Annotated in this window: 23 protein-coding genes and 1 pseudogene; 3 read left to right on the top strand and 21 right to left on the bottom strand. The window is 75.4% G+C overall.

All coding sequences use genetic code 11. The annotated features are described in order from the left end of the window. Positions 1–41: 41 nt before the first annotated feature. From ABZ793_RS30650 to ald, 6 genes are all read right to left on the bottom strand, one after another. The gene (locus tag ABZ793_RS30650) at positions 42–812 is read right to left on the bottom strand and encodes a pseudouridine synthase (RefSeq protein ID WP_357463510.1); all 771 of its coding nucleotides are present in this window, start codon (positions 810–812) and stop codon (positions 42–44) included. Beyond that, the gene (gene scpB / locus ABZ793_RS30645) at positions 799–1746 is read right to left on the bottom strand and encodes an SMC-Scp complex subunit ScpB (RefSeq protein ID WP_357463507.1); all 948 of its coding nucleotides are present in this window, start codon (positions 1744–1746) and stop codon (positions 799–801) included. Before scpB ends, ABZ793_RS30650 begins: the two co-directional genes overlap by 14 nt. After that, positions 1743–2789, bottom strand: coding sequence for a ScpA family protein (locus tag ABZ793_RS30640; protein ID WP_357463504.1), 1047 nt, complete (start codon positions 2787–2789; stop codon positions 1743–1745). The genes scpB and ABZ793_RS30640 overlap by 4 nt, the downstream gene beginning before the upstream one ends. 35 nt (positions 2790–2824) lie before the next feature. Further along, the gene (locus ABZ793_RS30635; RefSeq protein WP_121397670.1) at positions 2825–3748 is read right to left on the bottom strand and encodes an AAA family ATPase; all 924 of its coding nucleotides are present in this window, start codon (positions 3746–3748) and stop codon (positions 2825–2827) included. A gap of 225 nt (positions 3749–3973) precedes the next feature. After that, entirely contained in the window at positions 3974–4966 is a 993-nt protein-coding gene (locus ABZ793_RS30630) for a site-specific tyrosine recombinase XerD (protein ID WP_357463552.1), read from the bottom strand. Positions 4967–4977: 11 nt separating this feature from the next. After that, positions 4978–6093 (bottom strand): alanine dehydrogenase, encoded by a 1116-nt coding sequence (gene ald / locus ABZ793_RS30625; RefSeq protein ID WP_350712384.1) that lies wholly within the window; start codon positions 6091–6093, stop codon positions 4978–4980. Between the two features lie 291 nt (positions 6094–6384). Here ald and ABZ793_RS30620 point away from each other — a divergent pair, with 291 nt between their 5' ends. Then, positions 6385–6642, top strand: a complete 258-nt coding sequence (locus tag ABZ793_RS30620) for a TM2 domain-containing protein (RefSeq protein WP_357463500.1) — start codon at positions 6385–6387, stop codon at positions 6640–6642. A gap of 67 nt (positions 6643–6709) precedes the next feature. On the opposite strand, the gene ABZ793_RS30615 is transcribed toward ABZ793_RS30620, so the two are convergent. From ABZ793_RS30615 to ABZ793_RS30555, 13 genes are all read right to left on the bottom strand, one after another. Then, on the bottom strand, positions 6710–7315 hold the full coding sequence (locus ABZ793_RS30615) for an NUDIX hydrolase (protein WP_357463497.1): 606 nt from the start codon (positions 7313–7315) through the stop codon (positions 6710–6712). A 76-nt stretch (positions 7316–7391) separates the two neighbouring features. After that, a complete protein-coding gene (locus ABZ793_RS30610) occupies positions 7392–9143 on the bottom strand; it encodes a CTP synthase (protein WP_357463494.1) in 1752 nt (583 codons plus the stop codon). A 150-nt stretch (positions 9144–9293) separates the two neighbouring features. After that, complete coding sequence (locus ABZ793_RS30605; RefSeq protein ID WP_357463491.1) at positions 9294–11603, bottom strand: hypothetical protein; 2310 nt, start codon at positions 11601–11603, stop codon at positions 9294–9296. Beyond that, positions 11603–12802, bottom strand: a complete 1200-nt coding sequence (locus ABZ793_RS30600; RefSeq protein ID WP_357463488.1) for a glycosyltransferase family 4 protein — start codon at positions 12800–12802, stop codon at positions 11603–11605. The genes ABZ793_RS30605 and ABZ793_RS30600 overlap by 1 nt, the downstream gene beginning before the upstream one ends. Before the next feature lie 55 nt (positions 12803–12857). Then, entirely contained in the window at positions 12858–14555 is a 1698-nt protein-coding gene (locus ABZ793_RS30595) for a lipid II flippase MurJ (protein ID WP_357463485.1), read from the bottom strand. Between the two features lies 1 nt (position 14556). Beyond that, positions 14557–15423, bottom strand: coding sequence for a hypothetical protein (locus tag ABZ793_RS30590; protein WP_357463482.1), 867 nt, complete (start codon positions 15421–15423; stop codon positions 14557–14559). Between the two features lie 58 nt (positions 15424–15481). Further along, the gene (locus tag ABZ793_RS30585) at positions 15482–16420 is read right to left on the bottom strand and encodes a copper transporter (protein WP_357463479.1); all 939 of its coding nucleotides are present in this window, start codon (positions 16418–16420) and stop codon (positions 15482–15484) included. A 27-nt stretch (positions 16421–16447) separates the two neighbouring features. Next, complete coding sequence (gene steA, locus ABZ793_RS30580) at positions 16448–17626, bottom strand: putative cytokinetic ring protein SteA (protein ID WP_357463476.1); 1179 nt, start codon at positions 17624–17626, stop codon at positions 16448–16450. Between the two features lie 119 nt (positions 17627–17745). Continuing rightward, positions 17746–19503: a DNA repair protein RecN gene (recN, locus tag ABZ793_RS30575; protein ID WP_357463473.1), complete on the bottom strand. Its 1758-nt coding sequence runs from the start codon at positions 19501–19503 to the stop codon at positions 17746–17748. Positions 19504–19644: 141 nt separating this feature from the next. Beyond that, complete coding sequence (locus tag ABZ793_RS30570; protein WP_357463470.1) at positions 19645–20529, bottom strand: NAD kinase; 885 nt, start codon at positions 20527–20529, stop codon at positions 19645–19647. Positions 20530–20608: 79 nt separating this feature from the next. Continuing rightward, the gene (locus ABZ793_RS30565) at positions 20609–21469 is read right to left on the bottom strand and encodes a TlyA family RNA methyltransferase (protein WP_357463468.1); all 861 of its coding nucleotides are present in this window, start codon (positions 21467–21469) and stop codon (positions 20609–20611) included. A gap of 22 nt (positions 21470–21491) precedes the next feature. Then, the gene (locus ABZ793_RS30560) at positions 21492–21761 is read right to left on the bottom strand and encodes a hypothetical protein (RefSeq protein ID WP_357463465.1); all 270 of its coding nucleotides are present in this window, start codon (positions 21759–21761) and stop codon (positions 21492–21494) included. Between the two features lie 25 nt (positions 21762–21786). Further along, positions 21787–22416 (bottom strand): hypothetical protein, encoded by a 630-nt coding sequence (locus tag ABZ793_RS30555; protein WP_357463462.1) that lies wholly within the window; start codon positions 22414–22416, stop codon positions 21787–21789. Between the two features lie 113 nt (positions 22417–22529). Between ABZ793_RS30555 and ABZ793_RS30550 the strand changes: the two genes are divergently transcribed. Beyond that, on the top strand, positions 22530–22868 hold the full coding sequence (locus ABZ793_RS30550) for an SCP2 sterol-binding domain-containing protein (protein WP_357463549.1): 339 nt from the start codon (positions 22530–22532) through the stop codon (positions 22866–22868). A 99-nt stretch (positions 22869–22967) separates the two neighbouring features. Here ABZ793_RS30550 and ABZ793_RS30545 read toward each other — a convergent pair whose 3' ends face one another. Next, positions 22968–23978, bottom strand: a complete 1011-nt coding sequence (locus ABZ793_RS30545) for an HAD-IIA family hydrolase (protein WP_357463459.1) — start codon at positions 23976–23978, stop codon at positions 22968–22970. Beyond that, the gene (locus tag ABZ793_RS30540) at positions 23975–24925 is read right to left on the bottom strand and encodes a Replicase polyprotein 1ab (RefSeq protein ID WP_357463546.1); all 951 of its coding nucleotides are present in this window, start codon (positions 24923–24925) and stop codon (positions 23975–23977) included. Before ABZ793_RS30540 ends, ABZ793_RS30545 begins: the two co-directional genes overlap by 4 nt. Here ABZ793_RS30540 and ABZ793_RS30535 point away from each other — a divergent pair. Further along, a pseudogene (locus ABZ793_RS30535) lies at positions 24890–25720 on the top strand (hypothetical protein); the annotation flags it as partial. The gene ABZ793_RS30540 and the pseudogene ABZ793_RS30535 sit on opposite strands and share 36 nt — an antisense overlap.

The following is a 25720-nucleotide window of genomic DNA, read 5'->3' as shown; positions in this document are numbered from 1 at the left end:
GCCACGGAGCCTACCGGCAGCCGTACCCGCGAGCCCGCCGGTCAGTCACCCACGGCCTTGAACAGGGCGGCGACCTCCGCGTTGGTCAGCCGCCGGGTCCGCCCGGCGCGCAGGTCGCCCAGCCGGATCGGCCCGATGGCGGTACGCACCAGCCGGCTCACCGGGTGGCCCACCTCGGCGAGCAGCCGCCGGACGATGTGCTTGCGCCCCTCGTGCAGGCTCAGCTCCACCTGGGCGGTCCTGCCCAGGGTGTCCACCACCCGGAAGGCGTCGACCTTCGCCGGGCCGTCCTCCAGCTCCACGCCGGCCGTCAGCCGCTTGCCGAGGTTGCGCGGGATCGGCCCGGACACCTCGCAGAGGTAGGTCTTCTGCACCCCGTACGACGGGTGCATGAGCTTGTGCGCGAGGGTGCCGTCGTTGGTGAGCAGCAGCAGGCCCTCGCTGTCGGCGTCGAGCCGCCCGACGTGGTAGACCCGCTGCTCCACCCGGTTGCCGAGGAAGTCGGCGAGCGCCGTCCGCCCCTTCTCGTCGGCCATGGTGGAGACGACCCCGCGCGGCTTGTTCATGGCCAGGTAGACCAGGCGGGTGTCGGCGACGAGACGCTCGCCGTCGACGTGGATGACGGCGGTGGCCGGATCGACCTTGTCGCCGAGTTGGGCGACCCGCCCGTTGACGGTGACCCGGCGGCGGAAGATCAGGTCCTCGCAGGCGCGCCGGGAGCCCACGCCGGCGGCGGCCAGCACCTTCTGGAGGCGCTCGGCCCCCTCGAAGACGGGCGCGTCGGGGCGGGGGGTGCGGTCATCGCGTGGCATCGGCAAGCTCTTCTACGTCGTCGGGAAGGAACGGGGCCAGCGGCGGGAGGTCGTCGACGCTGTTCAGCCCGAGCTTCTCCAGGAACATCGTGGTGGTCCGGTAGAGGAACGCCCCGCTGTCCGGTTCGGCGCCGCACTCCTCCACCAGCCCGCGGGAGACCAGGGTACGGATCACCCCGTCGCAGTTGACACCCCGGATGGCGGAGATCCGCGACCGGGTCACCGGCTGCTTGTAGGCGACCACGGCCAGTGTCTCCAGCGCGGCCTGGGTCAGCCGCACGGACTGCCCGTCCAGCACGAACCGTTCGACGTAGGTCGCGTATTCCGGCCGGGTGTAGAGACGCCAGCCACCCGCGGCCCGGCGCAGCTCGAAGCCGTGCCCGGCGGCGGTGTAGCCCGCGGCGATCTCGTCCAGCATCGGCCCGATCCGCTCGGCGGGCTGCTCCAGGACCTGGGCGAGCGTCAGCTCGCTGACCGGCTCGTCGACCACCAGCAGGATCGCCTCCAGCGCCCCGCGCAGCTCCGCGTCGTCGAGTTCCGGCGCCGGCGCGGGTGCCGGCGCCGCCCGCCGCCGCCCGGCCGGCGGCTTCGTCGGTACGCCCGCAGCCGGGTCCTGTGCCGCGGTCTCCGCCGGCTCCGCGCCCTGTGCCGCCCTGTCGGTCCGCTCCGCGCCCTGCTCCGCCGCGTCGGTCCGCTCCGCGGCGTGTGCCGCCGTCTCGCCCTGCTCGGTGCCCTCCCCCGCGGCGTTCCCGAAGGTCTCCCCCGTGCCGTCGGCCGGCGAGGCGGGAATCTCGGAGGGATCCGGCACCTCCGGGGGCAGGTCGCTGCCAGGACCACCCGAAGGCGACTCGGCCGGCGGGGTGGGGCGCTGCCAGGGTGGGATCCAGGCGGCGGCCTGTTCCGCCAGGGAGTCCCGGCGCTCCTCGCTGCTCATCCGGTCTGCTCCTCCGTCGTCGCCGTCCCGTTCCCGCCCGCCGCCGCGCCCGCCCCGGCCTCGTGGGCCGGCGCCGCCGCACTCGCGGCGCCCGGCGGGCCCGCTGGCGGTGTCTGGTCCGCCGGTTCGGCGGGGGTGCCGGCGTACTCGTCGATGTGCAGGTCCGGGCCGCCCTCGGCGGGGCCGGTCCAGCGTACGGTCAGCTCCTCCAGTGCCTGCTCCTGGACGAAGGCGACCAGGCCCTCCCGGTAGAGCTCCAGCAGCGCCAGGAACCGGGCCACCACCTCCAGGGTGGCGTCGCAGTCGGCGCAGAGCAGCGAGAAGGTGGCGGTGCCGGCCCGGCGCAGCCGCTCGGTGATGATCGCCGCGTGCTCCCGGACGCTGACCCGGACCATGTGCACGTGGGCGATCGACACCTCCGGCACCGGCTTCGGCGTCATCGCCCTGATCGCCAGCTTCAGCAGCCGCTCCGGGCCGATGCCGAGCACCAGGTCCGGCAGGGCCTCGGCGTACCGGGGCTCCAGGGTGACCGCCCGGGGGTAGCGCCGGCCGCCGACCTCCTCCAGCGCGGCGATGTGCGCCGCCGCCTCCTTGTACGCCTTGTACTGCAGCAGCCGGGCGAAGAGCAGGTCCCGCGCCTCCAGCAGGGCGAGGTCCTCCTCGTCCTCGACCTCGGCGGCGGGCAGCAGCCGGGCGGCCTTGAGGTCGAGCAGGGTGGCGGCGATGAGCAGGAACTCGCTGGCCTCGTCCAGGTCCCACTGGTCGCCCATGGCCCGGATGTACGCGATGAACTCGTCGGTGACCCGGTGCAGCGCCACCTCGGTGACGTCGAGCTTGTGCTTGCCGATCAGCTGGAGCAGCAGGTCGAACGGGCCGGTGAAGTTCGCCAGCCGGACGGTGAAGCCGCCGCTCTCCGCCGCCTCGGGCACGCCCCCGGGACCCGTCGGCACCGCGGCGGCGGGCTCGGCGGCCCGCACGGGCGGCTGCTCCGGCGTCGCGGGCGGATCGAGGGGTGGCGCGGTCACCGGAAGACCGTAGTCCACGCCCCGGACGCCTCGGCGCGAAGGTGCACCCCGGCCTACCGCTCCGCCTGGGCGGCGATCACCTCGCGGGCGAGCTGGCGGTAGTTGCGGGCGCCGGACGAGGCCGGGTCGAGCGTGGTGATCGGGGCACCGGCGACGGTGGACTCGGGGAACTTGACGGTCTTGGTGATCACCGTCTGGTAGACCTTGTCGCCGAACGCCTCCACCACCCGCTGGAGCACCTGCCGACAGTGGGTGGTGCGGCTGTCGTACATGGTGGCGAGGATGCCCTCGAGCTCCAGGTCGAAGTTGAGCCGCTCGCGCACCTTGTCGATGGTGTCCAGCAGCAGGGCGACACCGCGCAGGCTGAAGAACTCGCACTCCAGCGGGATGAGCACGCCGTGCGCGACCGTGAGCGCGTTGATCGCCAGCAGGCCCAGCGAGGGCTGGCAGTCGATCAGGATGTAGTCGTACTCCTTGCGGACCGACCGGAGCACCCGGGCCAGGGCCATCTCCCGGGCGACCTCGTTGACCAGCTGGATCTCGGCCGCGGAGAGGTCGATGTTGGCCGGCAGCAGGTGCAGCCCCGCCACGTCGGTCTTGATCAGGACGTCCTCGGCGGTGACGTCGTCCTGCATGAGGAGGTTGTAGACCGACAGGTCGAGGTTGTGCGGGTTGACCCCCAGCCCGACCGAGAGGGCGCCCTGCGGGTCGAAGTCGACCAGCAGCACCTTGCGGCCGTACTCGGCCAGCGCGGCGCCCAGGTTGATGGTCGTGGTGGTCTTGCCGACGCCGCCCTTCTGGTTGGCCATCGCGATGATCCGGGCCGGGCCGTGCCGGTCGGTCGGCATCGGCTCGGGAATCGGCTTACGCATCGTGTAGGCCGCCGGATCCGCCGGGCCGAGATCCGCCCCGAGCGTGGCCTGCTGCTCGCGGAGCTCCGACGTCCAGGTCTCGGCACGGTCACCGTTGCCAGCCATGTCCTCGTTGCCCCCTCCCGACGACCACCCGGCGTCGGAGCCGTCCGACGTCCTGCGCGGCGCCGCTGCGCACCCCGTCTGCCTCGCCCCAGGAGGTCCGCGCCGATGCCGACTGTACGCCACCGGCCAGCGGGCCGGTCGCACCCGCTCGGCGTGTCGCCGCCCCGCCGACCAGGCCACCCCCGGCGGACCGGCCGACCCTCACCGACCGGACGGTCGACGGGGTCAGCCGCGGGCCCGGGGATGGGCGGTGGCGTACACCTCGCGCAGCCGCTCCACGGTGACCAGCGTGTAGACCTGGGTGGTGGTCACCGAGGCGTGGCCGAGCAGTTCCTGCACCACCCGTACGTCCGCGCCGCCGTCGAGCAGGTGGGTGGCGTAGGAGTGGCGCAGGGTGTGCGGGGAGACCGCCTGCGGCCCGTCCACCGGCAGGCCGGCCCGCTGGGCGGCGCGGCGCAGGATGGTCCAGGCCCCCTGCCGGGACAGCGCGCCGCCACGGGCGTTGAGGAACACCGCCGGGGTGCCCCGGCCGGCGGCGACCAGCCCGGGCCGGGCGCGCACCAGCCAGGCGCTCAGCGCCTCGACCGCGTACCCGCCGATGGGGACCAGCCGGGTGCGGCCGCCCTTGCCGCGCAGGACGACGGTGCCCTCGCCGACGTCGAGGTCGTCGACAGCCGCGCCGACCGCCTCGGAGATCCGTGCCCCGGTGCCGTACAGGAACTCCAGCAGCGCCCGGTCGCGCAGCGCGAGCGGCGCGCCGTCGCCGGTGGCGGTCACGGCGCCGGCGGTCTCCAGCAGCCGGACCACGTCGTCCACCGGCAGCGCGCGGGGCAGCCGGCGCGGTGGGGTGGGCGGGCGGACGTCGCGGCTGGGGTCGGCGCCGGCCAGCCCCTCGCGAAGCGCGAAGCGGTGCAGCCCGCGCACCGCGCTGGCCGCCCGCGCCGCGGACGAGACCGCCAGCGGCGGGTGCGCGTCGTCGCCGGCCCGCAGCCGGGACAGGTGTTCCTCGACCTGGCCGGGGCCGACCGCTGCCAGGTCCGGCACCCCGGCCGCCGCCAGGGTGGCCAGGTAGCGCTCCAGGTCCCGGCGGTACGACGAGAGCGTGTTCGCCGACAGTCCCCGTTCGACGGTGAGGTGGTCCAGGTAGCCGCGGACGGCACGGCGCAGGGCCGGCGCGGGCTCCGCGCCCGCGCCGGCCCCGTCCGGTGTGCCGGTCAGCCCGCCGCCCCTCAGGCCAGCGCGTCGGCCAGCGGCAGGGCCCGCATGCCGTGCGCCTCGGCGACCGGGCCGTAGGTGACCTGGCCGTCGTGGGTGTTCAGGCCCAGCGCCAGCGCCGGGTCGCGGCGCAGCGCCTCCCGCCAGCCGTGGTTGGCCAGCTCCAGGGCGTACGGCAGGGTGACGTTGGTCAGCGCGTAGGTGCTGGTGTGCGGCACGGCGCCCGGCATGTTCGCCACGCAGTAGAAGATCGACTCGTGGACCTTGTAGGTCGGGTCGGCGTGCGTGGTGGGGCGCGAGTCCTCGAAGCAGCCGCCCTGGTCGATGGAGATGTCGACCAGAACGCTGCCCGGCTTCATCCGGGAGACCAGCTCGTTGGAGATCAGGGTCGGGGCCTTCGCGCCGGGCACCAGCACCGCGCCGATGACCAGGTCCGCGTCGAGCACGGCCCGCTCGATCTCGTACGCGTTGGAGGCGACCGTCTGGAGGTGGCCGCGGTAGATGGCGTCGGCCTGGCGCAGCCGGGCGACGTTCTTGTCCAGCAGCAGCACCTCGGCCTGCAGGCCGAGCGCGATCGCGGCGGCGTTCATGCCGGAGACGCCGGCGCCGATGACCACGGTCTTCGCGGCGTAGACGCCGGAGACGCCGCCCATCAGGATGCCCCGCCCGCCGCCCTGCGCTTGCAGGTGGTACGCGCCGACCTGCGGTGCGAGCCGGCCGGCCACCTCGGACATCGGGGCGAGCAGGGGCAGCGACCGGTCGGGCAGCTCCACGGTCTCGTAGGCGATGCCGGTCACCTTGCGGTCGAGCAGCGCGTCGGTGCACTCCTTGGACGCGGCCAGGTGCAGGTAGGTGAAGAGCACCTGCCCCTCGCGCATCCGGTGGTACTCCTCGGCGACCGGCTCCTTGACCTTGAGCACCAGCTCGGCGGTGTCCCACACCTCGTCGGCGGTGGCCAGGATCTTGGCCCCGGCGGCGGCGAAGTCGTCGTCGCTGATGCTGGACCCGACCCCGGCGCCGGCCTCGACGAAGACCTGGTGACCGCTGCGGACGAACTCGTTGATGCCCGCCGGCGTGATCGCCACGCGGTACTCGTGGTTCTTGACCTCGCGGGGGATTCCGACCTTCACGATGCAGACACCTCTCTCCGGGGCTGCTCTCCCCCGACTGCTCGGCGCCACGACGACCCCGTTGCCGCCGCGGTCCACCGGTCCCGTCGGCGGCAGTCTAGGCGCGCTGCCGCCCGAAATGAGCCAGCACAGTGACATCCGGTGCCCGCCCACCCTGACGAAGTGTCAGGCGTCGACCCGGCCGGCGGTGGGACGTCCCCTCAGCCGTCAGGACAGTGTTCGTCCATTATCGTCCCATCCAGTGGGTCCCGCTGCGGACACGACGAGGGTGGATCACTAGGGTGTCGCCTCATGACCACACCTCCTTACCAGCCCGGGTACCCGACGGGCGTTTCCGACAAGAGCAAGCTCGTCGCCGGTCTCCTCGGCATCTTCCTGGGCGGCTTCGGTGCCGGCCGGTTCTACATGGGCGACACCAAGACCGGTGTCCTCCAGCTCGTGGTGAGCATCGTGACCTGCGGCTTCGGCAGCATCTGGGGCCTCATCGACGGCATCCTGATCCTCGTCAACGGTGGCGTCGACGGGCAGGGCCGGCCGCTGCGCGACTGACCCGACCGGAACGACGAAGGGGCCGTGCGGCGAACCGCACGGCCCCTTTCCACGTACCGCGGCCGGCTCAGCGCGGTGGCGGCGTGTCCGCCCGACGCAGCGCCGACCAGCCGGCGTCGCGGCCCCGGGCTGCGGCGAGCAGGCCGGCCACGCAGGACGCGTTGGTGATCTCCCCCGCGAGGACCATGCCGACCGCCTCGTCCAGGTCGATCCGGACGACCTGGAGGTCGGCCTCCTCCTCGCTGCGCTCGTGGCGCTGCTCGGCCGGCACGTCGGTCAGGTCCCGGGCCAGGAACACCCGGACCAGCTCGTTGGTGAAACCCGGCGAGCTGTGCAGGTCGACCAGGACGTCGAGCCGCCCCGCGACGAGGTCGACCTCCTCGGCCAGCTCCCGGGCCGCGGCGGCGGCCAGGTCCTCGCCGGAGACGTCGGTCAGCCCGGCGGGCAGCTCCCACAGGTGCCGGCCGACGGGGTGGCGGTACTGGCGGATCAGCACCACCTGGCCGGCGGAGTCGAGTGCCACCACGGCCACCGCGCCGACGTGCCGGACGAAGTCCCGGACTCCCGTCCCGCCGCCCGGCATGGTCACCTCCTCGCTGACCACGTCGAAGATCCGGCCGCGGTAGCGCTCGGTGCGGGAGCGCACCTCGTAGCGGTGCTCGACGGCGCTCACGCCGCCGCCCCGCTCGGCGTGACGGCGGCGTGAGGCGCCGCGCTGCTGTGCCCGACGGGTCGCCTGCTCCGCTCGCTCACGAGGCCGACGCCGCCTTCGCGGCGGCGCCGCCGTTGCGGGCGGCCTTCTTCGCCGCCGCCTTCTCCGCCGCCTCCAGGTCCACCGGGAGCTGGTCGGCCTCGGAGTACGCCACGGCCGCCTTGACGAAGGAGGCGAAGAGCGGGTGCGGCCGGGTCGGGCGGCTCTTCAGCTCCGGGTGCGCCTGGGTGGCCACGAAGAACGGGTGCAGGCCGCGGTCCAGCTCGATGAACTCGACCAGCCGGCCGTCCGGCGAGGTGCCGGAGAAGCGCAGGCCCGCCTTGGTGAGCTGGTCCCGGTAGGCGTTGTTCACCTCGTACCGGTGCCGGTGCCGCTCGCTGATCTCGGTGCTGCCGTACGCCTCGGCGACCAGCGAGCCCTCGGTCAGCTTCGCCGGGTACGCCCCGAGCCGCATCGTGCCGCCCAGGTCGCCCCTGCCGGCGACGATGTCCTCCTGGTCGGCCATGGTGGCGATGACCGGGTGCTTCGCCTCCTCGTCGAACTCCAGCGAGTTGGCGCCCTCCAGGCCGGCCAGGTGCCGGGCCACCTCGATGGTCATGCACTGCAGGCCGAGGCAGAGGCCGAGCAGCGGGATGCCGTTCTCCCGGGCGTACCGGGCGGTGCCGATCTTGCCCTCGATGCCGCGCACCCCGAAGCCGCCCGGGATGACGATGCCGTCGACGCCGGCCAGGGCGGCCGCGGCGCCGGTCGGGGTGACGCACTCGTCGCTGGGCACCCAGCGCAGCTGCACCCGGGCCCGGTGGCCGAAGCCGGCGGCCCGGATCGCCTCGCTCACCGACAGGTACGCGTCGGGCAGGTCGACGTACTTGCCGACCACGGCGACGGTGACGGTGTGCCGGGGCTGGTGCACCCGGTCCAGCAGGTCGTCCCAGCTGGCCCAGTCCACGTCGCGGAAGGAGAGGCCGAGCCGGCGCACCACGTACGCGTCGAGGCCCTCCCGGTGCAGCACCTTGGGGATGTCGTAGATGCTCGGCGCGTCCGGGGCGGCGGTGACCGCCTCGCGGTCGACGTCGCAGTAGAGCGACAGCTTCTGCTTGACCTTGTCGGGGATCTCCCGGTCGCAGCGCAGCACCAGCGCGTCGGGCTGGATGCCGATGCTGCGCAGCTGGGCCACCGAGTGCTGGGTCGGCTTGGTCTTCAGCTCCCCCGACGGCGCCAGGTACGGCACCAGCGAGACGTGCAGGTAGAAGCAGTTGTCCCGACCCAGGTCGTGGCGGACCTGCCGGATCGCCTCCAGGAACGGCAGCGACTCGATGTCGCCGACCGTGCCGCCGACCTCGGTGATCACGACGTCCGGCACCTGGCCGTCGTCGTCCGGGTCGGCCATGGCCAGGATCCGCGACTTGATCTCGTTGGTGATGTGCGGGATGACCTGGACGGTGTCGCCCAGGTACTCGCCGCGCCGCTCCTTCGCGATCACGTCCGAGTAGATCTGGCCGGTGGTGACGTTCGCCTTCCCGGAGAGCGCCCGGTCCAGGAAGCGCTCGTAGTGCCCGACGTCGAGGTCGGTCTCGGCGCCGTCCTCGGTCACGAAGACCTCGCCGTGCTGGAACGGGTTCATCGTCCCCGGGTCGACGTTGAGGTAGGGGTCGAGCTTCTGCATGACCACGCGCAGGCCGCGCGCGGTGAGCAGATTGCCGAGGCTGGAGGCGGTGAGGCCCTTACCCAGCGAGGAGGCGACGCCCCCGGTGACGAAAATGTGCCTGGTCGTCCGTGCTGAAGGGGCCAAGGCCTGCTCCCGTGTCGTCTGTCGCGGTCGTGCAGACCGCCGTGCCGATCAGCAAAGTGATCACGCGATCCACGGGATTCCACGGTAACACCTCACCCGCCCCCGCCGCCCGGCGCACCCGTACCGGCTGTCCGGGTGTCGCCGACCCGGTCAGGAGGCCGTGACCTCGCTCGATGGCCGGCCGGCCGGCGCGTCCGGCCCGGCGACCGGATCCGCGGTGCTCGCCCCGGCGCCCGCCCCCGGGCCGTCCGGGCCGCCGTCGTCCGATCCCCCGCCGCCGTCCGGCCCGTCGCCGGCCCCGCCCGGCCCACCGTCGCTCTGGCCAGCCGCGTCGGGCCCACCGTCGCTCTGGCCGGCCGCGTCGGGCTGGGTGCGGTCGGTCGAGTGGTCGAGCACCCGCAGCGCGGCCAGCGCCGCCATCGGCACCACCAGGGCGCCGGCCGCGCCGGCCACGTCCAGGGCGTCGCCGCCCAGCACCCCGCCGATCACCGCGGCGACGGCGGTGCCGGCCATCGCCGCCCGCATCGCCGGGTAGATGCCGAACAGCCGCATCAGCCCGCCCCACGGCTGGAGCAGGGCGAACCAGACCAGCAGGGCGCCGGCCAGGGCCAGCACGGTCAGCGGGCTGTTGACCAGGGTCTCGAAGTTGGCGGTGCTGGAGCGGTGCACGGTGAGCCCGCCGGTGCCGTCGCCGACGGCGGCCAGGAACCGGCCGAGGCTGCCCCGCTCGGCGGCGGGCCGGCGCAGGTCCAGCACCGCGAAGCCGATGGTCAGCGCCAGCCCGGCCATGGTCGCCCAGGCCAGCCGGCTGATCGTCAGCCAGCCGCCGGCGCTGATCGCGGCGGCGACGCTCAGCCCGGCGGTCAGCGCGATCGCGCCGACCGGGTCGGACCCCAGGTACGGGCTGCCGACGACCACCACGGCCGCGCCGCCGACGAGCACCATGACGGTCGGCCGCCAGGACCGGCGGACCCGCTGGGCCAGCCACCCCGCGCTCAGCAGGGCGCCGGCCAGGAACACGCCGAGCCCGACGGTGCCCAGCCCGGCGTACCGGCCGCCCTCCAGGGCCGAGTAGCCGACCACCCCGTTGAGCTGGAGGCGGGCGCCGGTGAGCACGTCCACCCCGACGGCCAGCGTGGTCAGCCCCGCCACCGCGCCGAGCGGGCCGAGGGTGCTCGCGTACCCCGGCGCCAGCCGGACCACTGCGGTCGCGGCAACCAGCAGCAGCACGGTCACCCCGGCGAAGTAGACGCCGGCATGGTCGCCGCGCCACCACGGCACCGCGTCGGCGAGCAGGGCCGCCGGCACGGCCAGGGCGGCCCCGATCAGCAGCAGCTCGACGACCGACACGACCCGCCGCGACACCGGCTCCGGGCCGTACGGGCCGGCGTGCCGGCGGGCCCGGCGCAGCAACGGCAGCACCGCCACTGCCAGGAGCACCTGGACGCCGGCGAGCAGGGCGAAGAACCAGTCCGCCACCCGCCGTTGGGCGGCCGCCTCCCGGTCGGCGTCGGCGGGCTGCGCGATCGCGGCGGCCAGGTCCGCCGGCCGCCCGCCGACCGATTCGGCCGGCCGACCGAGGAAGAGCCGCTCGGGCATCGGCCGGCCCAGCGCGGTGAGCGCGGTTGGTGCGAGGTCGACCAGTTGCAGGTAGCCCTCCCGGCCGGTGCTGGCCGAGGTGAGCCACCCGCGCTCCCAGCCCGGCCCGTCGGCGACGGCCACGTGCAGCCGGGACGGCACCTCGGTGTCGGACACCCCGGCGACGATCACCAGCGAGCGGGGCGGCCGGGCGGCGAGCACCCGGGCCAGCCGGGAGTCGGCCTCGCGGGCCGCCGCGGCCCGGGCCGTCGGGTCCTCGCCGGCGACCGTGCCGAGGTCGACGATGCTCAGCACGCACGAGCCGAGCAGCTCGGCGGGGTCCTCGGGCAGGGCGGCCGCGTACCGGTCGACCCGGCCGAACGGCCGGGCGGCGGCCACCGCCGCACCGGGCCCGACCGCCACCGAGCAGCGCACCGACTCCGACAGCGCGCCGGGCACCGCGCCCCACGGCAGCCGCTCCTGGTTGTGCAGGACGACGCTCTCCTGGTCGGGCAGGTTCGCGCCGATACCGTCGGGTTGCTCCACGGTCACCGCCGTCGGGGGGCAGCCCCCGACCTGCCTGCTGCCGTTCCAGGCGGCGTAGCTGCCCGCCCCGAGGGTCAGCCAGCCGTCCACGGGGCAGGTCGGCCGGTGCGCGGAGCGCACCGAGAGGGAGCCGATGGAGCCGTCGCGGGCCATCCGCCACAGCGTCGGGGTGGTCTCCGGGTCGACGTCCTCCCAGCGCAGCCCGGCCACCCCGGCAAGCACGACGAAGTCGGCGGTGCGCTCGGGCGCCTCCCGGTCCGGCCGGGCGGTCAGCGCCGCGATGCCGAGCACCACCACGACCAGGGTCAGCAGGGCCGGGGCGAGTCTGCGCAACATCACCGGCGTCCCGTCGACGGGGCGTGACCGTCACGTCCGGGTTCGGCGGGCCCGCCGTCGGTGCCGGGGAGCGCGGATCCTGCCGCGTCCGGGCCCAGCTCGGCGTAGAGCGCCGCGAGCTGGGCGAGGGTGTCCGCCTCGGTGGGCCAGGTCGCGGCCCGGGCGGCGCCCCGCCGGCCCAGATCGATCCGCCCGGCCTCGTCGTCGAGCAGGGTACGCACGGCCACGTCGACCGCGTCCACGTCCCCGGGCGGCACCAGCGCCGCGGCGTCGCCGACCAGCTCCGGCAGGCCGCCGACGGCGGTCGCCACCAGCGGTACGCCGGCCCGCATCGCCTCCTGTGCGAAGAGCTGGCGGGCCTCCCAGTCGCTGGTCACCAGCGCCAGGTCGGCCCCGGCGAGCAGGTCGGCCACGTCGGTGCGGTGCCCGAGCAGGGTCACCGGGGCCCGGGCGGCGGAGATCCGGGCGGCCAGCGGCAGGTAGGCCGGGCCGCTGCCGGCGATCACCACGACCGGCGCCGGGGTCCGGGTGCGCCACCGGGCGGCCGCGTCGACCAGCACGTCGTACCGCTTCTGCGGGTGCAGCCGGCCGACCGAGAGGATCAGCGGCTGGTCCGGGCCGACGCCGAACTCGGCGCGAACGGCGGCCCGGCGGCGGCGCGGCGCGGGCAGCGCCGGCGCGGCGACCGGGGCGAGCCGGGCGTCCGTCGCGCCCAGCGCGGCGGCCCGCTCGACGAGGTCGGCGGAGGCGCCGAGGGCCACCCGGGCGCCCCGGGCGACGACCCGCTCGACGAGGCGGGACACGCCACCGCGCAACCCGCCGGCGAGCACCGCGTTGTGCCAGGTGACCACGAGGGGCACGGCCGGCCGGGCGAGGACGGCGACCAGCCCGGCCCGCAGCCCGTGGGCGTGCAGCACGTCGACCGGCTCGGCGGCGAGGGCCCGGCGCAGCGCAGCCACGGCACGGGCGTCGGCAGGGGTCGGGCTGGCCGGGATCTCCACCGGCCGGAACCGGGCGCCGACGCCGGTGAAGTCGAACTGCTCCTGCGTCGCGGCGGGCCCGCAGACCAACACGGCGGCGCCCGCGGCGGTCAGCCCCTGGGCGAGGGAACGGACGTGCTGCCCGACCCCGCCGGTGCTGGAGGCGAGCAGCAGGGCCACGGTGCCGCGCCAGCTGGTGTCCGGTGTCGGTTCCGTCACCGGGACCACCCCCGCTCGTCGGTCGCCGCCGGCCGGTCACCCGTCCTGCACCCGCTCACCGGGACACCGTCTCCTTCCCGTCACCCCGTTCCGGGGGGATCTCACCCTCACCCGTCCGTTCGGCGGGAGCCGCCGGCCCGCGCCGGCCCCGGCTCACCCGCCGGAGCACCCCGGCCAGCAGCGGTCGCACGTCCCGCCGGTCGACCAGCCAGACGACGGCGAGGAACACGACGCCGACCAGGACTCCGGACAGCATGCCCTGCACGAGTGCGGCCGGTGTCGTCGGGGTGCCGTCGCCGGCCGCGTCCAGCCAGCGGGCGGCGGCCGCCCCGGCGAGCGCCGCCAGGGCACCGGCGAGCAGCCCGGCGGCGCCGGCCCGGCCGACGCCGGCGAGCGCGGCGGCCCCGGCCGAGCGCAGCACGGCGGCGAGCAGCAGGCCGCCAAGCAGCAGCATCCCGGCCGAGTTGGCCAGGGTGACCGCCAGCACCCGGTCCGCCACCGGGAGCAGGGCCGCCAGCGGCACCGCCGCCACCGGCACGGCCAGCCAGCCGGCGGTGATCGCCACGGTGGCGGGGCGGGTGTCGCCGCGGGCGTAGAGGGCCCGGGAGAGCACCGCGAAGAGGCCGTAACCGAGCAGCCCCGGGGCGAAGCCGGCGATCCCGGCGGCCGTGGACCCGGGATCGTCCGGGTAGAACAACGAGGCGACCGGCGCGGCGGTGCCGACCAGGGCCGCCGCGCCGAGGCAGCTGAACAGCAGCACGCCGCGCGCGGTCGAGGAGAGCGTGCGCCGGTAGTCCCCGTCGTCCCCGGCGGCCGCCGCGGTCGCCAGCGTCGGGTACGCCGCCACGGCCAGCGGCACCGCCAGCACCGCCCAGGGCAGCAGGTACATGGTCTGGGCCAGGTTGAACACCTGCGGCGAGCCGGTCGGGCCGCCGGAGACCCGGTTGAGCAGCACCAGCAGCGCGATCTGCTGGGCGGTGACGGTGACGGCGCCGGCCAGCGCCAGCCCCTTCACCCGCGCCCGGGCGTCGGCGGGGAACGCGTACCCGGGGCGCAGCCGCAGCCCCAGCCTGCGCAGCGGAATCAGCAGCGACAGCGACAGCACCACCACGCCGGCCGTGGTGCCGCCCGACAGGATCAGCTCGCCGCCGCGGCTCACCTGCGCGACGCTCGCGCCACGTCCCTCGGCGCCGCCGAAGGCGAGGTAGACCACGATCACGGTGAGGCTGGACAGCAGCGGCGCGATCACCGGCCAGGCGAACCGGCGGTGCGCCTGGAGCACGCCGGTCAGCACGATGCCGATGCCGTAGAGCGGCAACTGCGGGGCGAAGACCCGCAGCATCCGCGCGCCGGCGGCCACCTCCGCCTCGGAGCGCCCCTCGCTGATCAGCGACACGACCGGGTCGGCCGCCACCGCGACCAGCACGGCCAGCGGCACCAGCAGGGTGACCGTCCAGGTGAGCAGGGCGCCGGTGGTGGCGGCCACCGCGCGCCGGTCCCCGGCCGCGACCGGCCCGGCCAGCAGCGGTACGACCAGACTCGCCAGCGCGCCACCCGCGACGATCTCGAAGATGATGTTCGGGACCGTGTTGGCGATCACGTACATGCCGCCGAGGTCGCTCTTCTGCACGACCCAGGTGAAGACGGCGGTGCGGCCGAACCCGGCGAGCCGGCTGAGCACGGTGAGGACGGCGATGAGCGCGGCCGCTCCGGCGACGCGGCCGGCGCCGGCGAGGGGTGCCGGGGTCGTCACGTCAGTCGGCGCGACGGCCCAGCGCGTCGAGTTCGCGCAGCCCGGGGGTGCGCTGGATGACCTGGGTGAAGCTGACCTTCTCGCTGGCCGCGGTGAGACCGGCGAGCACGGCGAGCAGCCCGGCCCGCCCGACCGGCCCGGTACGCGCGGCCAGCGCCACGCCCAGCAGCGCGCCGAGCGCGTTCGCGCCGCTGTCGCCGAGCATCACGTCCTCGCCGAGGTCGTCGGGGAGCATCCCGGCGGCGGCGCCGACCGCGCCCGCGGCGATCCCGCCGTGCGGGCCAGCGGCCAGCGGGGCGCCGAGCAGGATGCCGGACTTCAGCGCCCGGCCGGGTCGCAGGTCGAGCAGGTTCAGCAGGTTCGCGGTGCCGGCGATGACGCCCGCGCCGAGCAGCACGTCGATGCCCCGGCCCAGCGTGCCCTGCCGCTGGCGCCGGCGGTGCCCGGCCACCCGGGGGTCGGTGGCGAGCAGCGCGGCGGCGCCGAGCCCTGCCGCGCCCACCCCGACGACCTTGACGAGCCCGGCGGTGACCCGGCCCTCGCGCAGCGCGGCCAGGTGACCGGCGAAGCCCTTGGCCGCCTTCTGCTCCGGCCGCGCCCCCACCACGTCGTCGTAGAGCCCGACGGCCCCGGCGCCCACCCCGGCGACCAGGGCCGCGGCCCCCGAGGACGCGCTGGAGGCGCCGAACGCGCCCGCGCCGGCGGCCCCGGCGGCGAGCGCCGGCCCAGCGGCCAGGGTCACCGTGCGGCCGCGGAAGTTCGTCCGGTCCAGGGCGGGGCCGGCCGGCGAGGTGCGCACCTCGCGCAGCGCGTACCGGGCGGCGGCGGCGCCCGCCCCGGCGATCAACAGTCGACCGAGCAGACTCACGCGGCCCCCTCCCGCTCGTGCGTACGGCTGGATCCGGACACCGGGGTACGTCGCTCGCTCACTGGGGCAGTCTAGGCAGCAGGGTGGCGTTGTCGCCGACGCCGTACTGCCCGGCCTTCTTCTCGGTCACCTGCTGCACCATCGCGAGGGCGGTGACCAGCTGGCCCTGGACGGTGTTGGCGTTGTCGACGGTGGAGATGCTCTGCACCAGCACCGGGTCGCTGCGGACGGCCGCGACCAGGTTGCCGCCGGTCGAGCCGTTGCCGGCGACGACGATCGTCCCGACGCGGTCGAACTGCTCGGCGACCTTGAGCACCGATTCGTCCTTCTTCGCCGAGTCCTTGTCCACGTACGGCTGCCCGCTGACCACGACGACGGCCTCCGCCGACGCGCTGACCCGCTCCTCCGTGGTCAGGTAGTTGGCGTTGGTGTACGCGGCCAGCACCGCCCGCCGGTCGGCCTCGGTGACCGGGGTGGCGCCGGTCGCCCGGTCCAGCAGGACGCTGGCCAGCAGCGCGCTGGACGTCTCCACCCCGTTGCCGTTGCCCGGCAGGTCGGCGGTCGGCGCGCTGGTGGGGCGCGCGGCGGTGACCGCCAGTTCCAGCAGGTCGTTGTTGTTGTCCGGATTGATGAACTTGTCCTGCAGGTCGATGCGGCCCGTCATCTCGGCCCCGCCGAGCTGGAGCATCTTGACCACGCCCTCGGTGTGGTCCCGCCCGGTGGGCAGGGTGACCACCACCACCCGCTTGCCGGCGAGCTTGCCCGGCAGGAACAACTCCGCCATCTGGGCCGCGAAGTCCTCCTCCAGCTCCAGTTCCTTCTCCATGCTCTGGACCTGCTGGCGCATCAGCTGGTTGTCCTTGCGCAGCCCGTTGACGTTCTCCTTGAGCGAGTCGGCGACCGGGCCGTTCAGTGCGGCGGTGCCGACCACCAGACCGATCGCCAACGCGAGGAAGACCGCGGTCAGGGACACCACGTGGTACCGGAAGTTGATCACACCTGCAGCCTCTTGATCGGTCGGACGCTAGAAAAGCTGTTCAAGCTGGAACACGAAATTGTTCCACCACTCGGAAACCACACCCAAATACGCCTTGCCGACGGTGGAGACCGCCACGGCGGAGGCCATCGCCGCGATCGCGGAGAGCACCAGCAGCAGCAGCGAGGACCCGGAGATGCTCTGCCGGTAGAGCCGGCTCACACCCTTGGCGTCGACGAGCTTGCCGCCGACCTTGAGCCGGGTCAGGAACGTGGAGGCCATGCCGCCGCGGCCCTTGTCCAGGAACTCCACCAGCGTGGCGTGGGTGCCGACGGCGACCAGCAGCGAGGCGCCCTTCTCGTCGGCCAGCAGCATGGCCAGGTCCTCGCTGGTGGCCGCGGCCGGGAAGGTCACCGCCGGTACGCCGAGCCCGGTGACCCGGGCCAGGCCGGGTGCCCGCCCGTCCGGGTAGGCGTGCACGATCACCTCGGCGCCGCAGCGCAACACGTCGTCGGTGACCGAATCCATGTCACCGATGATCATGTCCGGCGTGTAGCCGGCCTCCACCAGCGCGTCCGCGCCGCCGTCGACGCCGATCAGCACCGGCTTGAACTCGCGGATGTAGGGGCGCAGCACGTCCAGGTCGGCCTTGTAGTCGTAGCCGCGCACCACGATCAGGCAGTGCCGCCCCTGGATCTCGGTCTGGATCTCCGGCACGCCGACGCCGTCGAGGAGCAGGGCGCGCTCCTGCTTGAGGTAGTCCATCGTGTTGGCGGCGAACGCCTCGAGCTGGACCGACAGGCCCTCCCGGGCGTCGGCCATCGCCTTGGCCACCGTCTCGGCGTCCTGGAGGCTGCCGTGCGCCACCGGCTCGTCGCCGACGTAGACGGTGTTGCCCTCGATCCGGACCCTGTCGCCCTCGCGGATCTGCTCGAAGATCCCCTCCCCCAGGTCGTCGAGGAGCGGGATGCCGGCGCCGATCAGCACCTCCGGCCCGAGGTTGGGGTAGCGACCGGAGACCGACGGCTTCGCGTTGAGCACGGCGGCGACACCGACCGCGACGAGCGAGTCGGCGGCGACCCGGTCCACGTCGACGTGGTCGATGACCGCGATGTCACCGGGGCGGAGCCGGCCGACCAGGCGTTTCGTCCGGCGGTCCAGGCGCGCGGTGCCGAGGATTCTGCCCGGTTCCGCGTTCCGGGTCCGGCGCAACGTGGGTAGACGCATCGTGACCATCCTGGCATGTGAGGCAGGCATTTCTGTCGCGACATGCCTGAGCAGGGCCGCCTACCCAGGGAAGCACACTAGCGCGCAGGCCGGTGTGCCTGTGCTCACAATCGCTGCCCTCACGGACGCCTTTCCCGGGCCGCCACGGCAAGAAGCTCCTCGGCGTGGGCGATACCCAGGTCGGAATCGGGCAAACCCGCGAGCATCCGGGCCAACTCCCGGGCCCGCTCCGTGTCCTCCACCACGCGGACCCCGCTCGTGGTGACCGCCCCGCCCGTGTCCTTCGCCACCACCAGGTGCCGGTCGGCGAACGCGGCGACCTGCGGCAGGTGGGTGACCACGAGCACCTGGTGGCTACGAGCCAGCCGGGCCAGCCGCCGGCCGATCTCCACCGCCGCCTGGCCGCCGACCCCGGCGTCCACCTCGTCGAAGACCAGCGTGGGCGGCCCGCCCGAGCCGGCGAAGACGACCTCGATGGCGAGCATCACCCGGGACAGCTCACCGCCGGAGGCGCCGCGCTGCAGCGGCAGCGCGGGCGCGCCGGGGTGGGCCAGCAGGCGCAGCTCGACCTCGTCGCCGCCGTCCGGGCCGACGCCGACCTCGGCGCCGTTGACCGGCAGGCTCGGCTCCGCCCGGCCGGCCGGCCGCGGCAGCACCGCCACCTCGATCCGGGCGTGCGGCATGGCCAGGCCGGCCAGCTCGACGGTGACCTGCTCGGCGAAGCGGGCCGCCGCCTCCTGCCGGGACGTCGATACCCGGCCGGCCAGGTCGGCGACCTCGCCGGCCAGCCGCGCCGACTCCCGCTCCAGCTCGTCGAGAAGCTCGTCGGAGGTGTCCAGGTCGGACAGCCGGGTCCGGGCCCGTTCCGCCCAGGCGATCACGCCGTCGACGTCGTCGGCGTACTTGCGGGTCAGGGCGCGCAGCGCCGCCCGGCGCTCGTAGAGGGCCTGCAACCGGGCCGGGTCGGCGTCGAGCGCGGCGAGGTAGGCCGACAGCTCGGCGGAGACATCCGCCACCAGCGTCGCCGCCTCCTCCAGCCGCCCCGCCAGCTCGCCGAGCGCCGGATCCGTGCCGGCCTGCGCCTCCAGGGTGCGCCGGGCGGTGCCGAGCAGCGCCGTGGCGTCGGGGGTCTCGTCGGCCGCCTCCACGCCGCCGGCCACGCACAGGTGGGCCAGCTGCGCCGCGGTGCGCAGCCCCTCGGCGTGCTCCAGCCGCTGCGCCTCCGCCTTCAGCTCGTCGTCCTCGCCGGGCTGCGGGTCGACCCGGGTGATCTCGTCCAGGCCGAGCCGCAGCAGGTCGGCCTCCTGGCTGCGCTCGCGGACGTTGCGCCGCCGGTCGGCCAGGTCGTCGACCACGGCGCGCCAGCGGGCGTACGCCTCGCGCAGCGCGTCGAGCAGCTTCTCGTGCTCCGGGCCGGCGAACCGGTCCAGCGCGGCCCGCTGCTCGGCCGGACGCAGCAGCCGCAGCTGGTCGGACTGGCCGTGCACGGCGACCACCTGCTCGCCCACCTCGCCGAGCATGGCCACCGGCATGCTGCGCCCACCCAGGTGCGCCCGGGACCGGCCCTCCACCGTGACCGTGCGGCTGAGCAGCACCGAACCGTCCTCGTCGGGCTCGCCACCGGCGTCGACGACCCGGGTGTGCACGGCGGCGGCCACCCGGCCGTCGAGCCGCAGCCGCCCCTCGACCACCGCCCGGCCGGGCTGGGCCCGGACCCGCCCCGCGTCGGCACGGCCACCGAAGAGCAGGCCGAGGCCGGTGACCACCATCGTCTTGCCCGCACCGGTCTCGCCGGTGATGACGTTCATGCCGCCGGTCAACGGCAGCGTGGTGTCCTCGATGACGCCCAGTCCGGTGATGCGCAGCTCTTCCAGCACAGCAACCGACAGTAGACGCGGCCCCCGACAGTTGACCAGCCGGCGCGGGCGTACCGGGGCGTCGCGCCCCGCCCCACCACCGGCCGGGGCGCCCCGGTGAGGCCGGTCACCGCCGGTGCGGAACGCGCCTCGGACGCGCCGTCAGCGGCGGTTGCCGCGCCAGCCGTGCACGGGCAGGTCGAACTTCGCCACCAGCCGGTCGGTGAACGGGCGGTCCCGCAGCCGCACGATGCGCACGGGCAACGCGCCGCGCCGCACGGTGACGCGGGCCCCGGGCGGCAGGTCGTAGACGCGCCGGCCGTCGCAGGACAACACCGCGAGGGTGGTGAACGGGTCGACGGTGATGGCGAACGTGGAGGTGGGCGCGGTGACCAGCGGCCGGCTGAACAGCGCGTGCGCGCTGATCGGCACCAGCAGCAGGGCCTCCACCTCGGGCCACACCACCGGCCCGCCGCCGGAGAACGCGTACGCCGTCGAGCCGGTGGGGGTCGCGCAGACCACGCCGTCGCAGCCGTAGCGGGACAGCGGGCGGCCGTCCACGTCGACGAGCAGCTCCAGCATCTGGGCGCGCTCGCCCTTCTCGACGCTGATCTCGTTGAGCGCCCAGGACTCGATGGTCGGGCCGCCGTCGAACTCGGCGGTCACGTCCAGCGTGAGCCGCTCGTCCACGGTGTAGTTGCGGCCCACCACGTCCCGCACCGCGCTGTCCAGGTCGTCGATCTCCGCCTCGGCGAGGAAGCCGACCTTGCCGAGGTTGATGCCGAGCAGCGGCGCCTTCGCCGGCCGGGCCAGCTCGGCCGCGCGCAGGAACGTGCCGTCCCCGCCGAGCGCGAAGACGATCTCCGCGCCCTCGGCCGCCTCCAGGCCGGTCACCGGCACCACACCGGGCAGGTCGAGGTCGTCGGCCTCCTCGGCGACGACCCGTACCTCGAAACCGGCCGCGATGAGGTCGGCGGCCACCGCCCGCGCGTGCTCGGTGCTGCGGCGGCGGCCGGTGTGGGTCACCAGCAGGGCCGTGCGGCTCACCGGAACGGCCGTCCCGTCGCGCCCGCCCGGCACCCGCACCCACGCGGCCCAGCCACGACCGCGGGGCTCGCCTGCTCGCTCACCCGGCCACCTCCTCCGTCGCCGTGTCCGGCAGGTCGCCGGACGGCACCGGGCCCTGCGGCCCGGCGGTCACCACGGCACGCACCCGATCCGGGTCGGCCGGCGGTGCGTCCCGGCGTAACCATACGAAGAACTCGACGTTGCCGCTGGGCCCCGGCAGCGGGCTCGCGGCCACGTCGGCCAGACCGAGGTCGAGCCGCGCCGCCGCGGCGGCGACGTCGAGCACCGCCTCGGCGCGCAGCGCCGGATCGCGGACCACCCCGCCGGCGCCGACCCGCTCCTTGCCGACCTCGAACTGCGGCTTCACCATCAGCGCGAGGTCGCCGTCGGGCCGGGTGCAGCCGGCCAGCGCCGGCAGCACCAGCCGCAGCGAGATGAACGACAGGTCGGCGACCGTGAGGTCGACCGGCCCCCCGATGGCCTCCGGAGTGAGCGTACGGACGTTGGTGCGCTCGAAGACCCGCACCCGGGGATCGTTGCGCAGCGGCCAGGCGAGCTGCCCGTAGCCGACGTCGACGGCCACCACCTCGGCCGCGTCGGCGCGCAGCAGCACGTCGGTGAAGCCGCCGGTGGAGGCGCCCGCGTCGAGGCAGCGCCGGCCGGCAACGGTCAACCCGCCGGGGGCGAAGGCGGTCAGCGCGCCGGCCAGTTTGTGCCCGCCCCGGGAGACGTACTCCGAGCTGGGGTCCTCGCCCGTGACCAGCAGCGGGTCGGCGGGGTCGACCATCGCGGCGGGCTTGCGGGCGGGCACCCCGCGCAGCTGGACCCGGCCGGCCTCCACCAGCGCGGCGGCCTGCTCCCGGGAGCGGGCCAGGCCGCGGCGGACGAGTTCGGCGTCCAGCCGGTTACGACGTGCCATGCGTGGTTCTTCTCCGGTCCGGTCAGGCCTGGTCGATGGTGGCGAGGGTTTCCCGCAGCGTCTCGTACGCCGCCTCGTACTGCGCGATCTGGTCGGCCGGGGCGAGCGTCGCGGCGTTGGCCATCGCACGCACGGCGGCGTCGACGGCGGGGTGGCGCGCCTCGTCGAGGTCGTCGAGCGGCTCGGGTCGCGGCGGCCCGGGGCGCGGTCCGGACGTGGGGCCCGGCCGGACAGCGGGCGGCGGGCCGGGACGGGCACCCGGCGGCGGGCCGGGACGGTGGGGGCCGGTCACGACCCGCTCCCGGCCGCGGGGCGGATCACGCCTCGCCGCCCGGCTGTTGCCTGCGGGCGGACGCCTTCTTCACCGGCCGGGCCGGCCCGGCGTCGGCGCCCTGGGCCTTCGCCGGCTGGACCTGCTCGACGTCGGCGCCCTGGGACTTCGGCGTCGGGACCTGCTCGACGTTGCCGCCCTCGGCCGGGGCGACGGCCGACGGCGCCCGCTTCGCCACCGCCTTCTTGGCCACGGCCTTCTTCGCGACCGCCTTCTTGGCCACGGCCTTCCTGGCCACCGCCTGCGTCGCGACGGGCGCGGCCGGCTCGGCGGCGCCCGGGGCCGGCGACGGGGTGGTGGGGGCCGCGGGGGTCGTCCTGGCCTCCCGGAGCTGGCGCTCCAGCTCGTGCACCCGGCGGGTCAGCTCGGCGACCTCGTCGGCGGTGGCGAGCCCCACCGCGCCGAGGGCCCGGTCGACCTCGAACCGGACCAGCTTGGTCAGCGCCTCCCGGTTCGCCGCGCCGGTGGAGACGAGTTCCTCGGCGAGCGCCTGCAACTGGCCGGCGGTCGCCCCGCCCGAGCCGACGAGGCGGCGCACCGCGTCCTGGGCCTTCTTCCGGGGCGCCTCCGTCAGGCCCATGGCCAGCTCGAGGTAGGCGCGCCACGCGTCCTGCATGCCTGAGTCCTTCCGCGGGGCGGGGGTGTGCAGGTGTCACGCTACCGGGCACCCCGCGACGCCCCGTGCGGTACGGTGCCGGGGACGGCGTGGCGAACGGCGAGGGGGCGACAGTGGCCAGCGTGGACGAGTGCCGGCAGGCGTTGCAGGAGCTGGCCGCCCGGCTGGACCGTAACGCGGAGACGGTGCGGGAACGGATCGACCTGGACCGCACGCTGGCCTGCCGGATCACGGACCTGGACACGGCCTTCCACGGCCGGCTCGCCGACGGCCGCCTGGTCGACCTGGTCGACGGCGACGACCCGAAGGCGAAGATCGCGCTGAGCACGAGCAGCGACGACCTGCTCGCGTTGGTCCGCGGTGAACTCGACATCACCCGCGCGGTCACGTCCCGCCGAGTGTCGATCAAGGCGAACCCGCTCGACCTGATGAAGCTGCGCAAGCTGCTCTGAGCCGCGGCCGAGGCAGCCTGCTCCGAGCCCCGGCCGGGGCAGCCCGACCGCCGGGGTAGAACCGGGCCGGGGGTGTTCGGGCCGGGAGGGCGGGACCGTTCAGGCGGACAGGCCGAACGCGGTCAGCACCTGCCCGGCCGCCGCCGAGCCGGCACGCACCCGCGTCGCGTCCCCGGTCCAGGCCGCCGCGCACAGCGCCGCCACGGCGTCCAGCGGGCGGCCCGCCCCGGACAACTCCAGCGCGCCGTCCCGCGACGTCACCGACCACCCGTCCGCCGGGCCCGGGACCCGCACCACCGCCGCCGGGTCGAAGAGCCCGGCGAGGTCCATCGCAACGTACGTCGGCCGGTGCTCCGGCGGGGCGGCGAGCAGCTCGGCCACGTCGCTGACACCAGTGAACACCAGCAGGCTGTCCAGGCCCGCCCGCCGGGCGCCCTCGATGTCGGTGTCCAGCCGGTCGCCGACCACCAGCGCCCGGCCCTCGCCGGCGCGGCGGGCCGCGGTGGCGAACAGCGCCGGCTCGGGCTTGCCGACGACCACGTCGGGATCCCGCCCGAGCGCGGTCCGCAGCGCGGCGACCAGCGCGCCGTTGCCCGGTAGCGGTCCCCGACCGCTGGGCAGCGTCCGGTCGGTGTTGGTGGCGATCCAGGTCGCCCCGCCACGTACGGCCACCGACGCCTCGGCCAGGTCCACCCAGCCGACCTGCGGCCCGTACCCCTGCACGACGGCGACCGGCGACTCGTCGGCCCGGGACACCGGCGTCAGCCCGGCGGCGCGGACCTCGGCCCGCAGTGCCTCGGCGCCGACCACCAGCACCGCGGCGCCGGGGGGAAGCCGGTCGCGGAGCAACTCGGCGGCGGCCGCCGCGGAGGTGAGCACCTCCTCCGGCCGGGCGGGAACGCCGATCCCGGTGAGCAGGGCGGCCACCTCGCTGGAACGGCGTGAGGCGTTGTTGGTCGCGAACGCGACGCGACGCCCCTCGGCGTGCAGTTGGCCGACCGCCTCGACGGCGCCGGGGATCGGCCGGTCGATCAGATAGATCACCCCGTCCAGGTCGAACACGACCAGGGCGTACCCGTCGACCAGCCGCTCCCCGGCGTCCGCCGTCATCGCTGCGGGGCGTCCGACTCGCCGGTACCGGCCGACTCGCCACGGGCGGCGGTCCCGGTGCCGTCGGTCCCGGTGCCGTCGGCGGTGGGGCCGGCCGCGACAGCGCGCGCCTCGTCGTCGGTCAGCTCGTCGTCGGCCAGGTCGTCCGTCGGCACGTCCGCGCTCCCGGTCTCGTCCCGCTCGTCGGCGGTCCCGGCCTGGTCCCGTCGCCCGTCGTCATCGCGCTCGGCGGGTTCGGTGGGCTCGGCGTCGCCGGTGAGGTCGGCATCCGGACGGGCCGGCACCGCACCCGGAGCGCCAGGACCGGCGGCGATCGCCTCGGCGGACTCCTCGTCCTCCTCGTCGCCCTCGATCACCACACCGTCGAGCTCCAGCAGGCGCTCGGCGGCGTCGGTCTCGCCCTCGGTGTCCGCGTCGGCCGCCCGAGAGAACCACTCGCGGGCCTCCTCGCGGCGACCGACCGCGAGCAGCGCGTCGGCGTACGCGTAGCGCAGCCGCGCCGTCCACGGCTCGGCCGCCTCGACGGTCAGCTCGGGAACCTGGAGCATGGCCACCGCGGCGTCCTTCTGGCCGAGGTCGCCGCGCGCGCCGGCCGCCACGATCAGCAGCTCGATCGCCACGGCCTGGTCCAGCTTCTCCCGGTCCGCGCCACGGAACAGGTCGATCGCCCGCTCCGCCCGGCCCAGCGCCCGCTCGCAGTCCGCGAGCACCGCCAGGTGGCTCTGCAGCCCGGTCATCCGGTGGTACGTGCGCAGCTCCGCGATCGCGGTCTGCCACTCCCCCGCGTGGTACGCGGCCAGGCCCACCGCCTCGCGGACGGCGGCGATCCGGGACGCCAGCCGACGGGCGGCCAGCGCGTGCGCCAGCGCCTCCGCCGGGTCCTCGTCGATCAGCTGACCCGTGGCCACCAGGTGACGGGCGACCGTCTCGGCGACCGGCTTGGCCAGCGACAGCAGCTCGGCCCGGACGTCCTTGTCGAGGTCGGTGGCGACGATCTCGTCAGGCAGCGCGGGAGCCTGGGTGCGCTCCCCCTCCGCCTCCGGTCGCTCCCGCCGCTCGTCGCGGCGCTCGCCGCCACGGAAGCCACCCTCACGACGCTCACCGCCACGGAAACCGCCCTCGCGGTCACCGCCACGGAAACCACCCTCACGGTCGCCGCCCCGGAAGCCGCCGCCCTGGCGCTCGCCGCCCTCACGACGGAACCCGCCCTCGCGGTCACCGCCACGGAAGCCACCTTCGCGACGCTCACCGCCGCGGAAGCCGCCCTCGCGACGCTCGCCGCCACGGAAGCCGCCCTCGCGACGCTCGCCACCGCGGAAGCCGCCCTCGCGGTCACCGCCACGGAAGCCGCCCTCGCGACGCTCGCCACCGCGGAAGCCGCCCTCGCGGTCACCGCCACGGAAGCCGCCCTCGCGACGCTCACCGCCACGGAAGCCGCCCTCGCGGTCACCGCCACGGAAGCCGCCCTCACGACGCTCACCGCCACGGAAGCCGCCCTCGCGGCCACCACCACGGAAGCCACCGCCGGGCCTGTCGCCACCCTCACGGCGGTCGCCGCCGCGGAAGCCGCCCTCGCGACGCTCGCCACCGCGGAAGCCGCCCTCGCGGTCACCACCACGGAAGCCGCCCTCACGACGCTCACCGCCACGGAAACCGCCCTCGCGGTCACCACCACGGAAGCCACCGCCGGGCCTGTCGCCACCCTCACGGCGGTCACCGCCGCGGAAGCCACCCTCACGGTC

Source organism: Micromonospora sp. NPDC047465, from assembly GCF_040643125.1.
GTDB lineage: Bacteria > Actinomycetota > Actinomycetes > Mycobacteriales > Micromonosporaceae > Micromonospora.
This window is presented reverse-complemented; position numbering and strand designations above follow the sequence as displayed.